Source organism: Streptomyces sp. NPDC001153 (genome assembly GCF_053598315.1).
The window spans coordinates 1-12,700 of sequence record NZ_JBSFJZ010000030.1; the positions used below are offsets into that span (position 1 = coordinate 1).

General features: G+C 70.2%; 13 protein-coding genes. 10 read left to right on the forward strand and 3 right to left on the reverse strand.

Annotated elements, in window-relative coordinates; translation table 11 throughout:
• The first annotated feature begins 110 nt into the window (after nucleotides 1-110).
• The 9 genes from ACWDEN_RS30015 (at nucleotide 111) to ACWDEN_RS30055 (ending at nucleotide 8,472) form a co-directional block, all read left to right on the forward strand.
• Entirely contained in the window at nucleotides 111-755 is a 645-nt protein-coding gene (locus ACWDEN_RS30015; protein WP_351623390.1) for an HAD family hydrolase, read from the forward strand.
• Nucleotides 756-848: 93 nt separating this feature from the next.
• Nucleotides 849-1,622, forward strand: a complete 774-nt coding sequence (locus tag ACWDEN_RS30020; RefSeq protein ID WP_351623391.1) for a VC0807 family protein — start codon at nucleotides 849-851, stop codon at nucleotides 1,620-1,622.
• Nucleotides 1,623-1,767: 145 nt separating this feature from the next.
• The gene (locus ACWDEN_RS30025) at nucleotides 1,768-2,982 is read left to right on the forward strand and encodes an MFS transporter (RefSeq protein ID WP_351623392.1); all 1,215 of its coding nucleotides are present in this window, start codon (nucleotides 1,768-1,770) and stop codon (nucleotides 2,980-2,982) included.
• Nucleotides 2,933-4,105 (forward strand): acetoin utilization protein AcuC, encoded by a 1,173-nt coding sequence (locus ACWDEN_RS30030; protein ID WP_351623393.1) that lies wholly within the window; start codon nucleotides 2,933-2,935, stop codon nucleotides 4,103-4,105. Before ACWDEN_RS30025 ends, ACWDEN_RS30030 begins: the two co-directional genes overlap by 50 nt.
• Nucleotides 4,106-4,705: 600 nt before the next feature.
• The gene (locus ACWDEN_RS30035; protein ID WP_351614780.1) at nucleotides 4,706-5,521 is read left to right on the forward strand and encodes a phosphatase; all 816 of its coding nucleotides are present in this window, start codon (nucleotides 4,706-4,708) and stop codon (nucleotides 5,519-5,521) included.
• A 129-nt stretch (nucleotides 5,522-5,650) separates the two neighbouring features.
• Nucleotides 5,651-5,863 carry a helix-turn-helix domain-containing protein gene (locus ACWDEN_RS30040; RefSeq protein WP_159045602.1) on the forward strand — a complete coding sequence of 71 codons (213 nt, stop codon included), beginning with the start codon at nucleotides 5,651-5,653 and terminating at the stop codon, nucleotides 5,861-5,863.
• Between the two features lie 147 nt (nucleotides 5,864-6,010).
• On the forward strand, nucleotides 6,011-6,109 hold the full coding sequence (locus ACWDEN_RS30045; RefSeq protein WP_003948845.1) for a 30S ribosomal protein bS22: 99 nt from the start codon (nucleotides 6,011-6,013) through the stop codon (nucleotides 6,107-6,109).
• Nucleotides 6,110-6,304: 195 nt separating this feature from the next.
• The gene (locus ACWDEN_RS30050; protein ID WP_450860891.1) at nucleotides 6,305-7,375 is read left to right on the forward strand and encodes an NAD-dependent epimerase/dehydratase family protein; all 1,071 of its coding nucleotides are present in this window, start codon (nucleotides 6,305-6,307) and stop codon (nucleotides 7,373-7,375) included.
• 14 nt (nucleotides 7,376-7,389) lie between these two features.
• Nucleotides 7,390-8,472 carry a lysophospholipid acyltransferase family protein gene (locus tag ACWDEN_RS30055; protein WP_351614784.1) on the forward strand — a complete coding sequence of 361 codons (1,083 nt, stop codon included), beginning with the start codon at nucleotides 7,390-7,392 and terminating at the stop codon, nucleotides 8,470-8,472.
• Nucleotides 8,473-8,622: 150 nt separating this feature from the next.
• On the opposite strand, the gene ACWDEN_RS30060 is transcribed toward ACWDEN_RS30055, so the two are convergent.
• The 3 genes from ACWDEN_RS30060 to ACWDEN_RS30070 form a co-directional block, all read right to left on the reverse strand.
• The gene (locus ACWDEN_RS30060; RefSeq protein ID WP_450860893.1) at nucleotides 8,623-9,855 is read right to left on the reverse strand and encodes a DUF5667 domain-containing protein; all 1,233 of its coding nucleotides are present in this window, start codon (nucleotides 9,853-9,855) and stop codon (nucleotides 8,623-8,625) included.
• A gap of 235 nt (nucleotides 9,856-10,090) precedes the next feature.
• Nucleotides 10,091-10,873, reverse strand: coding sequence for an ECF subfamily RNA polymerase sigma factor, BldN family (locus tag ACWDEN_RS30065; RefSeq protein WP_351614787.1), 783 nt, complete (start codon nucleotides 10,871-10,873; stop codon nucleotides 10,091-10,093).
• A gap of 342 nt (nucleotides 10,874-11,215) precedes the next feature.
• A complete protein-coding gene (locus ACWDEN_RS30070) occupies nucleotides 11,216-12,145 on the reverse strand; it encodes an HAD family hydrolase (RefSeq protein ID WP_351614789.1) in 930 nt (309 codons plus the stop codon).
• Between the two features lie 126 nt (nucleotides 12,146-12,271).
• Between ACWDEN_RS30070 and ACWDEN_RS30075 the strand changes: the two genes are divergently transcribed.
• Nucleotides 12,272-12,562, forward strand: coding sequence for a glutaredoxin family protein (locus ACWDEN_RS30075; protein WP_351614791.1), 291 nt, complete (start codon nucleotides 12,272-12,274; stop codon nucleotides 12,560-12,562).
• Nucleotides 12,563-12,700 lie beyond the last annotated feature (138 nt).

Here is a 12,700-nt window from a genome sequence, read left to right on the forward strand (position 1 = left end):
GCCGATGGTACTGCAGGGGGGACCCTGTGGGAGAGTAGGACACCGCCGAACAATTCTTGGGAAAGGCCCACGCCGGAAGGCGTGGGCCTTTCTGCGTTTAGGGTTGGCCCATGCGCTTTGACCTGATCATCTTCGACAATGACGGGGTGCTCGTCGACAGCGAGCCCATCTCCAATCGGCATCTGGCCGCCTACCTGACCGAGTTGGGGCACCCGACGTCGTACGAGGAATCCATCCGGGACTACATGGGCTCGGCGATGCACCGGGTCCATGAGGTCGTGCTGCAGCGGACCGGTCAGCGACTGCCCGACGACTTCGACGACGTCTTCCACGCGCGCGTGTTCGCCGCGTTCGAGCGTGAGTTGCAGCCTGTGGCGGGCGTGGCCGGCGTACTGGAGAAGCTGGCCGCGGACGGGGTGCCGTACTGCGTGGCCTCCTCGGGCAGTCATGCCCGGATCCGGGTCGGGCACCGTACGACCGGGCTCGACCGCTGGTTCGCGGAGGAGCGGATCTTCAGCTCCGAGGACGTGGGACGTGGGAAGCCGGCGCCCGATCTCTTCCTGTACGCCGCGGAGCGGATGGGGGTGTCGCCGCAGCGGTGTCTGGTCGTGGAGGACTCTCCGCTGGGGGTCCAGGCGGCCGTGGCGGCCGGGATGACGGTCTACGGGTTCACCGCGATGACGCCGGCGGCGAAGCTGGCAAGCGCCGACCAACTCTTTTCCACCATGGGCGAGTTGGCTGACCTGCTGGTATGACCTGAGCCATCGGTCCAGTCCTGACAATTGTCATGCGGACGTCCGGACGATCGTTTCTACTGGGGGACCCCCTGCGGCGGCGATGCTGAGGGCATGACGAAGAACACGGGGACCCAGGGCCGGACCGAGCGGCAGCAGAAGCAGAACCCGAGCGTGCTGGACAACTTCAAGCCGCTGCTCCTGGACGTCGCGGTGCCGCTCGGCTCGTACTACCTCTTCAAGGACGCCTTCGGGATGAGCACCTTCGCCGCGCTCGCCTGGAGCAGTGTGGTGCCGGCGCTGAGGACCGTGTGGGGCCTGGTGAAGGAGCGGAGGACGAACGCGCTGGCCGGTCTCATCCTGGTCGTCAACGTCGTCTCGCTGCTGCTGAGCTTCGTCTCCGGTGACCCGCGGCTGATGCTCGCCAAGGACAGCGGGGTCAGCAGCGTCGTCGCCTTCGGCATCCTCGCCTCCGTCTGGGTGGGCAAGCCGATGATGACCGCGGGCATGAAGCCGTTCCTGGTGAAGGGCGACGCGGCCAAGGAGGCCGCCTGGGAGCGGCTGGTCTCCGGGGCGTCGGTCCGGTCCGCGGACTTCCGGAGCAAGGAGAAGGCGTTCTCGGTCGTCTGGGGGCTGGTGCTGCTCGCCGAGTGTGCCGCCCGGGTTGTGGGTGCGTACACCGTTCCCGTGGACACGATGGTGTGGCTCGGGACCGTTGTCCTCGTCGGCGCGATGGTGATCGGGTTCGTGGTCAGCGGCGGCCTGGCCGCCGGGCCGATGGAGAGCATGCTGGCCGCCGAGGTCGAGGCCGGCGAAGCCGGGACGCTCGAGGCCGGTGTCTCCGAGACGTCCGAGGCCGGTGCGTCCGAAGTCGCTGTCGTCGCCTGAGCCGTCATGCCGTAAGGCCGTCAGTCGGTAACGCCGTCAGTCGGTAACGCCGCCACTCGGTAACGCCGCCACTCGGTAAAGCTGAGGGAAATTCATCTTTGGCTGGATCTACCCACAGGTAGCCCGGGGCCCTACGCTCGCCGCCATGACTGATGTGCTGCGGCGCGGCAGGGCCTCGCTGGCGTTCAGCTTCTTCGCTCAGGGCGCCACCTTCGCCCTGCTGGTGACGCGGATCCCGGCCATCCAGGACCGGTACGGCGTCTCCGACGCGTTGCTGCCGGTCTTCCTGGCCGCCGTACCGATCCTCGCCGGTGCCGGCAGCGTGACCACCGAGCAGCTGGTGAAGCGGATACGGCCCAGCCGGCTGCTGCGCTGGTCCCAGCCGGTCGTCCTGCTGGCGCTGCTCGGCGCCGGGGCGGGCGGGCACCTCGCGGAGCTGGCGGTGGCGCTGGGCGCGTTCGGGCTGGCCGTGGGCGCGCTGGACGCCTCCATGAACATGCTCGGGGTGAGCCTGCAACGGTCGTACGGGCGCAGCATCATGCTCAGCTTCCATGCCGCGTACAGCCTGGGCGGGATCCTGGGGGCCTCGCTGGCGTGGGTCGGGGCGCACTGGCATCTCGCGCTGTGGGTGTCGTACCTGCCGGTGGTGGCCGTGCTGCTGCCGGCGACGTTCGTGGGGAGCCGGTGGTACGTCGACGGCGATCCGGCGCCCGTGGCCGAGGAGCAGGGCAGGAGCGGCGGGGGTGTCGTCTTCAGGCTGCTGCTGCCGCTGTGTCTGGTGATGACCTTCGCCTACATCGGGGACTCGACCGTCTCCAACTGGAGCGCGAAGTACCTGAAGGACGTGCTGGGCAGCTCGGAGCAGCTGGCCACGGTGCCGTACAACGTGTACATGGTGACGACGCTGCTGGGGCGGGCCATCGGGGACTTCGGGGTGCGGCGGTTCGGGGCCGTGGCGGTCGTACGGCTCGGGACGCTGGTGGCGGCCGGCGGGTTCGCGGTGGTGGCCTCGGCGTCCGGGGCGTGGGTGGGGATGCTCGGGTTCACGCTGCTGGGTCTGGGGCTGTGCGTGCTGGTGCCGCAGACGTTCGCGGCGGCGGGGCGGTTGTTCCCGGGGGCTTCGGATGCGGCCATCGCGCGGCTCAATATTTTCAATTACGTGGGATTCCTGGTCGGTTCGCCCTTGGTGGGTGCTCTGGGCGATGCCTGGAGCTATCGGGGAGCCATGCTCGTGCCGATGGTGTTGGTGCTGGTGACGCTCGTGTACGCCAGGTCGTTCGCCGCTCAACCGGACAGATACGGTGGCGGGCATGAGCGGCCGCGCACAGCTGATGTGGGACGAGGCAGTAACGGGCTATGACTTCGGCCCGGACCATCCGATGGATCCGGTCCGGCTGGCACTGACCCGGAAACTGGTGGGGGCTTTCGGGCTCGACCGGGAGATGGAGGTCGTCGCGGCCAAGCCGGCCGGGGAGTCGACGCTGCGGCTGGTCCATCGTGAGGACTACATCGACGCCGTGAAGGCCGCGTCGGCCGATCCGGCGGCGGCGGACCCGTCGTACGGGCTCGGGACCCTCGACGATCCCGCGTTCGCGGGGATGCACGAGGTGTCCGCGCTGATCGCCGGGCAGTCGGTGGGGGCGGCGGAGGCGGTGTGGCGGGGGGATGCCGAGCACGCCGTGAACTTCGCGGGCGGACTGCATCACGCGATGCCCGGGGGCGCGTCGGGGTTCTGCGTGTACAACGACGCCTCGCTGGCCATCGCCCGGTTGCTGGAGCTGGGGGCCGAGCGGGTCGCGTATGTGGATGTCGACGTACACCACGGGGACGGGGTGCAGGCGGCGTTCTGGGAGGATCCGCGGGTTCTGACGATCTCGCTGCACGAGCATCCCCGTACGTTGTTCCCGCAGACCGGGTGGCCGGAGGAGACGGGCGCCGGGGCGGGGGAGGGGGCCGCGGTGAACGTGGCGCTGCCTGCGGGGACCGGGGACGCGGGGTGGGTGCGGGCGTTCCACGCGGTGGTGCCGGAGCTGCTGGCGGAGTTCCGGCCGCAGGTGCTCGTGTCGCAGCACGGGGCGGATACGCACTTCGAGGATCCGCTCGCGCATCTTGCGGTGTCGCTGGACGCGCAGCGGGCTGTGCAGGTGGCGTGTCATGAGCTGGCGCACGAGTACGCCGGGGGGAAGTGGGTCGCGCTCGGGGGCGGCGGGTACGCGGTGGTGGACGTCGTGCCGCGCTCGTGGACGCATCTGGTGGGGATCGCGGCGGGGAGGCCGGTGGCGCCGGAGGCGATGATTCCCGAGGCGTGGCGGCAGGACGCGTTCGCTCGGACTCGGCAGTTCGGGCCGCAGCGGATGACTGATGGGCGGTGGCCGGTGAGTTGGGCGTCGTGGGAGTCGGGTTACGACCCTGCGGATCGGGTTGATCAGGCGGTACGGGCGACTCGTCGGGCGGTGTTTCCGCTGCGGGGGTTGCTGCCCTGAACCGCCCAGGGGGCTCCGCCCCCTGGACCCCCGGTTTCCCACCCACCCACCCGTCTCGGTCGGCTGAGAGCGCACCCCGCCGGGGCTCGGGTGGATGGGAAGGCACCGGCCGTGCTGGGGCGGGTGGGGTGGTCGCGGTCGGTGCTGCTCGGCTCGGTGGGGTGGGCAGCGCTTGCTCGTGCCCGGGTGGGTGGGCAGCGCTTGCTCGTGCCCGGGTGGGTGGGCAGAGGCTGCACGGCTCGGTGCCGTGGTTAGCGCTCGGGGTGGATGGACAGGCGCTGTCCGGCTCGGTGGGGTGGGTGACGCTCGGGCGGCCCTGGGTTGATGGGCGGGCGCTGTCGGCTCGGTGGTGTGGTTAGCGCTCGGGGTGTGCCCGGGGCGGATGAGCAGGCGCTGCCCGGCTCGGCGCCGTGGCAGCGCTCGCTCGTGCCCGGGTCGGCGGGCAGGCGCTGCTCGGGTCGGTGGGCAGGTGCTGTCCGGCTCGGGGGCCTAGGCGGCGGTCGGGTGGGTCCCGGCGAGTGGCCCCTCCGTTACGCCAACCGTGCGCACTTCCCCCGGTTTGTGCTCCCTCTTCCGCCTCTGTGCGTCACCATCGCACCCATGTCGACCAGCGGAGCTCTGCGTGCGCATCTGCTGGCTGTTCGGCTTGCCGGGGTGGTGGGGACCTCTCGGGAGGACAGTCTGCGGAGCTATCGGCTGTTCGCGGCCCGGGATCCTCGGGTGCTGATCGGGATCGATCCCGAAGGGGCCTGGGGGCAACCGGAGTTGCTGGAGCTGATGGCCGAGAAGTGCGGGGTTTCGGCCGATCCTCGGCATACCTCGGGGCCGGACGTGATCGATCCGGCCCGGACGCTGGCGGCGTTGGACGGCTTTGCGGGGCGGATCCGGGAGGTGGCCAGGCGCGGTGCGCCCGTGTTGTTCGGGACCGGGCATCCGCAGCGGCTGCTCGGGTTCTACGCCGGCTTGGCGGACGCCCTCTCGGCGGCGGGGTGTGACGTGCTCACTCCCGCGCAGGGTCACTGTGTCGACATATTGACCCGGTTCGGTCTACGTACGTGTGCAGTGGACTACGCACGAGGAGTCGGGTTGGTGCGGGAAACCGACGGTGGGCGCCCCGGTTGTGAGCCCGGCGTGCACAGTCATTCGCCGCTGCCGGTTCGGGTTGCGCTGGAGGCCGCGGCGGAGGGCGGCGGCCCGTTGCCCGAGCTGGTCGTGGGGGACCACGGGTGGGTCTGCGGTGCTGGTCAGCTGGGGTTCGAGGCCATCGGTCTGGCCGACACCGACGATCCGGCGCTGTTCGTGGGGGAGGCGGAGGGGCGCGTGTCCGTCGTCGTTCCGGTTGATGACGCCGTGCGGTCTGAGTACTACCGGCCGCTCACCCGCTACGTACTCAAACGAGCGTGTCTGTCACAGTAGGCCTGCGATGGGTGCACCTCTTCCCCACTTGCATCACCCGCCCCTACATTGGGGAGTGAGCACGCAACGACGAAGAGTCACCGGAAGGGGAAGCCGGTGGCCGTCGAGTGCGGAAGGTTCAGGTGTGTCATGGCTGCAGCTGACGAGAGGCCTCTGAACGAGGTCGTGTTCCTTACCGTGGCGGAGGTCGCCTCGGTGATGCGAGTGTCGAAGATGACCGTGTACCGCCTGGTGCACAGCGGTCATCTGCCCGCGATCCGGGTCGGGCGGTCGTTCCGTGTCCCGGAGCAAGCGGTACACGAGTACCTCCGTGACAGCTATGTGGGGGTGGAGACGGCCTGACGGCAACTCCAGGGTGACCCCGGGGTGACCCGGGGTTCCCCCCTCGATTACGACCTTGGCGCTCGGTTGGGTAGGCTAGCCCCTCGTAGGTCGTGTGGGCCCATGGCGCCCAAACAACCGAGTGATGAGAAGTGAGCGAGGGTAGTCGTGGGCTCTGTTATCAAGAAGCGGCGCAAGCGGATGGCCAAGAAGAAGCACCGCAAGCTGCTCAAGCGCACGCGCGTTCAGCGTCGCAACAAGAAGTAAGCGGCGCCGCGAGAGCGTGTCAGCGCACATCTGTGGCCTCCCATCTGTACTGATGGGGGGCCGCAGGCGTTTCCGGCGACCTGGCATATTCCGATGAGTGAATTTCCGTCACTTCGTGCATCGGGCAGTCATCACAGCGCAACATCGACCCGCTAGGTTGGCCGTACGCATCTCGTACGAGGGAAGGCGCTGATCTTGGGGAAGGTCGTGCTCGTCACCGGAGTGGCCCGGCAACTGGGCGGCCGGTTCGTACGGCGCATCCAGCGGGACCCGGAGGTCGACCGGGTGATCGCCGTGGACGCGGTGCCGCCGGCGCACCATCTGGGCGGCGCGGACTTCATCCAGGCCGACATCCGGCAGGCGACGATCGCACGGGTGCTCGCCGAGACCGGCGCCGACACGGTCGTCCACATGGACGTGACCGGCACGGCGCTGGGCAGCGGCAACCGGGCCACGGTCAAGGAGACCAACGTCATCGGCACCATGCAGCTGCTCGGCGCCTGCCAGAAGTCGCCGACCGTGAAGCGGCTGGTGGTGAAGTCCAGCACGAACGTGTACGGCTCCGCGCCGCGCGATCCGGCCGTGTTCACCGAGACGACCCCGCCGAAGTCCCTGCCGAGCGGCGGCTTCGCGAAGGACGCCGTCGAGGTCGAGGGGTATGTGCGCGGGTTCGCCCGGCGGCGGCCGGACGTCGCCGTGTGCGTGCTGCGGTTCGCCAACATCCTGGGACCGGCCGCCGACACCCCGCTCGCCTCCTACTTCGCGCTGCCGGTCCTGCCCACCGTGTTCGGCTACGACCCGCGGCTGCAGTTCGTGCACGAGGACGACGTCGTCGAGGTGCTGCGGATCGCCTCGCACGACCCGCGCCGGGGCACCCTCAACAGCGGCACGTTCAACATCGCCGGGGACGGTGTGCTGCTGCTCTCGCAGTGCTCCCGGCGGCTCGGGCGGCCGACCGTGCCCCTGCTGCTGCCCGCGGTCACCTGGGCGGGTTCGCTGGTGCGTACGCTCGGTATGACGGACTTCTCGCCGGAGCAGATCCGGCTGCTCACGCACGGGCGGGTGGTGGACACGGTCCAGATGCGCGAGACGCTGGGCTTCACGCCCAGGTACACGACGGCGGAGACGTTCGCGGACTTCGCGCGCGGCCAGGGCCCCGGACTGGTGCCGCCGGAGGCCCTCGCGGGGGCCGTCGACCGGATCGCCGCGCTCGCCGCGAGGGGCGGCGGCCGGCCCACGACGCACAGCGCCGACAGCGCCAACTGAGGAGAGCGGCAACGATGGCGGACGCCAAGGTCATTCCGTTCGACGACGACCGGTCCCGCGGGAGCGCCGCACAGCGCCCGGCGCGGCGCCGCGGCACGGGCAGCCGGCGCGGCGCCCTCGCCGAGTCCGGGACCGGGGAGATGGGTGAGGTCCAGCCGCTGCCGGGCCGGGGCCGGGCACGGGAAGATGGGCCTGTGAGCCGTGAGGAGAAGCCGGAGCAGCCTCCGGAGCGGTCGTCGGGTACCGACGGGCCGGGCGCCGGCCTGGAGCGGCGTGTGGCGGCCGGGCTGGCCTTTCTGCGGCGTCGGCTGACCGGTGACTACGACGTCGACGACTTCGGTTACGACGAGGAGCTGACCGACCAGGTCCTGATGTCGCTGCTGCGGCCGGTGTACGAGAAGTACTTCCGGGTCGAGGTGAAGGGCATCGAGAACATCCCGGCGAAGGGCGGTGCGCTGATCGTCGCCAACCACTCCGGGACGCTGCCGCTGGACGGGCTGATGATGCAGGTCGCCGTGCACGACCACCACCCGGCCGACCGTCATCTGCGGCTGCTGGCGGCCGACTTGGTCTTCGTGCTGCCGGTGGTCAACGAGCTGGCCCGCAAGCTGGGGCACACCCTGGCCTGCGCGGAGGACGCCGAGCGGCTGCTGGCCCAGGGTGAGCTGGTCGGGGTGATGCCGGAGGGCTTCAAGGGCATCGGGAAACCTTTCAGCGAGCGGTACAAGCTGCAGCGGTTCGGGCGGGGCGGCTTCGTGTCGACCGCGCTGCGGCAGGGGGCGCCGATCATTCCGTGCTCGATCGTGGGGGCGGAGGAGATCTACCCGATGATCGGCAACGCGAAGACGCTGGCGCGGGTGCTGGGCTTTCCGTACTTCCCGATGACGCCGACGTTTCCGTGGCTGGGGCCGCTCGGTGCGATTCCATTGCCGACGAAGTGGACGATCCAGTTCGGGGAGCCGATCCCGACGGACGGGTATCCGGCGGAGGCGGCCGAGGATCCGATGCTGATGTTCAACCTGACCGACCAGGTGCGGGAGCAGATCCAGCACACGCTGTACAAGCTGCTGGTGCAGCGCCGCTCGGTGTTCTTCTGATCGGTGTTCTGCTGATCCGTTCGGTACTGCTGATCCGTTCGGTGTTCTGCTGATCCGTTCTTCTGGGGAATCCGGGAAAGCCGAGTGGGGGCGCCCCGCTCGGGAAGGGCGCCCCCACTGTCGTGGGCCACTGCCGTGGCCGTACCGCCGCTAGTGCGTGTCCTCGCCTTCGATGCCCAGGCCCGGGAGGAGGCCGGGGAGCAGCGGGGGGAGGGTGACGGCGGGGGTCGTTGTCGGGGGCTTGCTGGTGGACGGGGTGCTGCTGCCGGTGCCGGTCTTCGGTGGCTCCAGCAGGCCGCCCGTGGAGCCGCCGAGCAGGCCCTCGCCGCTGCTGCCGGTGGCCGGGCCGCTCGGGTCGCCGGAGCGGGCGTGCCTGCCGGAGGACGGGGTGCTGCCGGAGGAGCTGGGTGCGGTCGACCGGTGGCCGCCGGAGGAACCGGTGGATGCCGAGCCGGAGCCCTGCCGCTTGCCGCCACCGCCCTGGGCGGGGGACTGCGGGAGCAGGGACTGCAGCGGGGCGACCTCTTGGTCTATGGCGTCGAACACCGACGACACCTGCTCTTTGACGTCCCCGAGCTGTACGGGCAGCCTGTCGCTGAGCGCGGTCCACGCCTCTCGGTGGGAGCGGGAGAAGGTGGACAGGGCCTGGATGGGGCCCAGGTGCTCGGGGTTGGCCTCGTAGGCCTCGTGGAGCAGGCGGTGGCCCTCGGTGACGTCCTGCCGCATGCCGGAGAGCGTGCGGCGGATCTCGCTGATGGACTCGTGGTCGAGGTGACCGCCGCGGCCGCGCTCCATCAGCCGGCGGGCCTCGCTGAGCCGGGTGGAGGCCTGGTCGAGGTAGGTCTGGCCGCGCTGGTCGTCGCCGGTGGTCAGGTAGTTGAGCTTGAAGTCCTCGATGCCGCGTTTGAGGCCGTAGAGCGAGTCACCGGGCAGGGCGTTCGAGCTGGCGGCGGCGACCCCGCCGAAGGCTCCCGCGGCCACGCCCACGCTGAGCCCGCCCGCCGCGAGCCCCTTGGTCAGCCGGGAACGCGGGCGGAGCTTGCCCAGCGGGCTCGCCCGGTGCGCGCCCCGGGAGCGGGACGCGCGCTGTTCCGGTACCGACGCGTCCGCCGCCCCCGTGCCCTCCTGGAGCATGGCCTCCATCGCGGCCACCAACTGGGCGCGCTGCACGACCTTGACCTCGGGGTCGAGCTGCGGCTTGGGCAGCGCGCCGAGGCCCGCTGCCAGGGCCAGCAGCTCGCCCCGCTCGGTCTGTTCCTCGGCGGTCGGCGGGGATCCCGCCGTGCCTACGGACTGCTCGGCCGCCGCGTCCCGGTCGGACTGTTCTTCCAGGGCCTGGGCGAAGGCGTTCGCCCGCCGGTGCGCCGATACGTTCGCGATCACTGGCGGCACCTCCTCTCGTCATGACGGTCGACTCCCCAGGGGGTCCTGAGGGTTGCACGCCCGCGACCACTTCACACGATCGAGCGATCAGGGTCGGCCAGGACGTGACCACAGGGAGCCTGTATCCCGCACAACGACTGGCGCGGCACTTGGGTTACGGACGGCGGATGCCCGGATCGGAAAGGCAACGGACGTTCACGGAACGTGAGTTGGGCGTTGCCGAGAGTCGCCGGTCTCAGCGCGCGTCGTCCGGCAGGAGACGGGCGAGCGTGCGGACGGCGCGGTACTGGAGGGTCTTGATGGCGCCCTCGTTCTTGCCCATGACGCGGGCCGTCTCGGCGACCGAGAGGCCCTGGAGGAAGCGGAGTGTCACGCACTCCTGCTGCTGCGGGTTGAGCCGCCGTACGGCGTCCAGCAGCGCGGCGTTCGACAGGGACTCCAGGACGGAGTCCTCCGGGGAGCGCTCGACCTCGTTGGCGTCGAGCATCTCGCCGGTGGTGACCTCCAGGCGGAAGCGGCTGGACTTGAAGTGGTCGGCGACGAGGTTGCGGGCGATCGTGACCAGCCAGGCTCCGAAGTCGCGGCCCTGCCAGGTGAAGGTGCCGATCCTGCGCAAAGCCCGCAGAAAGGTCTCGCTCGTGAGGTCCTCGGCGGTCGCGCGGCCGCCGACGCGGTAGTAGATGTACCGGTACACCGTGTCGCTGTACTGGTCGTACAGCCGGCCGAAGGCCTCGGCCTCGCCCGCCTGGGCGCGCTCGACCAGGTCCATCATCCGGGCGCTGTCGCTGTCCGCGGCCGGGCGGCGGGCGGTGGCGGCGCCCCCGGCGGAGCGCCCCCGTCTGCCGACCGCGGCGCTGCCGTCGGCCAGTGCGTAGCACGGGCCGACGGGCGCGGCGCCGGCGAGGGCGGGGACGGCGTACGCGGTGGGGACGAGGCCGCGCAGCGTCTCTTTGACCGTCGCGACCATTGCGCGCAGCGTAGCCAGGCCCGAGGCGTCAACCCCGACGTGTGGGTACACGGGACTCCCAGAGGCAGAGCTTCCATCACGTGCAGTGCGGAACCATTCACCCGTCGTAGCGACGGAGAGGTACCGGTTTGCGTCTGAGGAGAATAACGCTTCGTGCAGGCACTGCTACACCGAGTTGCTCAAATCATCGATTGCGTCGCTTCTGTTACCGGTTGACGTCCTATCAAGTGCCGTAGGCTGATCACTTGTTGACCGAAATCTGGCCGGTTTCGGTGAGGTACAGGGCGTGTTGAAATGGCCGCGGCATAATCCAGACGCGCGCGACAGCACCCCGAAGGGGCGCGGGGCCGTGTCGGCACACGGCTCCGGCGCGCGGGCGCGACCAGCGCCGGGCTACCGCCGGCGTCGGCTCAGGGCGATCGCCGCCGCGGTGCCGCCGGCCACCGCTCCGACGCCGGCCGCCGCCGGAATGCCGACCTTCGCCGCCTTCCGGCCCGTGCGGTAGTCCCGCAGGCGCCAGTCCTTCTCGCGGGCGTGCCTGCGCAGCTTGGCGTCGGGGTTGATGGCGTAGGGGTGGCCGACGAGGGACAGCATCGGGATGTCGTTGTGGCTGTCGCTGTAGGCGGCGCAGCGCGAGAGGTCCAGGCCCTCCGCCGCGGCCAGCGCGCGTACCGCTTCCGCCTTCGCCGGGCCGTGCAGCGGCTCGCCGACCAGCTTGCCGGTGTAGATGCCGTCCACCGACTCCGCCACGGTGCCGAGCGCGCCGGTGAGGCCCAGGCGGCGGGCGATCACCTGGGCGATCTCCACCGGGGCCGCCGTGACCAGCCACACCTTCTGCCCGGCGTCCAGGTGGGCCTGGGCCAGGGCGCGGGTGCCGGGCCAGATGCGGTCGGCCATGTACTCGTCGTAGATCTCCTCGCCGATCGACTCGAGCTCGGCGACCCGGTGGCCCTTGACGATCGACAGCGCCGAGTCGCGCGCGTCCTGCATGTGCTCGGGGTCCTCGACGCCGGCCAGCCGGAACCAGGCCTGCTGCCAGGCGAACTTGGCGAGGTCGCGCGTCTCGAAGAACTTCCGCTTGTACAGGCCCCGGCCGAAGTGGAACAGCGCGGCGCCCTGCATGACGGTGTTGTCGAGGTCGAAGAAGGCAGCCGCCTTGTCGTCGCCGATGACGGGGAACTCCGGTTCCTTGCGGGTGACCTGCGGAGTTTCCTGCGCCTCCTGCGAGGACTTGCGGGCAGCCTCCGCCGAGGCCTCGCCTGCCAACACGCTGCGCGCCGTGGCGGAGCGCCTACGGGGAGTGAGCCATCCGAGAGCGGCCATGTCGTGAGCATAGCCAGTTTGTTCGGTGCTTCCGTCGGAGGAGAGGTTGGATGCGTGTGAACTCTCCGCGACCGGGCCGTTAAAGCCCTGATCCGAAGCGTGCACGGCACGCGCGAGAATGGCCGTATGAGTCCACTTTTCCGTCGCAAGGCCGATCCGGCCGACCCCGCCGCCCCCCGTGACCGGCTGGTCACGCTGATCCGCAAGCCCGGCTGTCACCTGTGCGACGACGCACAGGTCGTGGTCGAGAAGGTCTGCGGGGAACTGGGCGTGTCCTGGGAGCACAAGGACATCACCGAGGACAGGGCCCTGCACGATCAGTACTGGGAGCAGATCCCGGTCGTACTGATCGACGGTGAACAGCACACCTTCTGGCGCGTGAACGAGGAGCGGCTGCGCCGGGCACTGACCGACTAGTCCAAACAGGTCGGAAAGTCGCTTAGGATCGACGGCGGACTGATCTCGGGGGCGGGATTCGTGAGGAGAGTGTGCGGTTTTGCCCCCAGTAACGAAGGAACGTCGGTGCGTGTGCGCCGGTTCCCGCCGAGGGCGCGA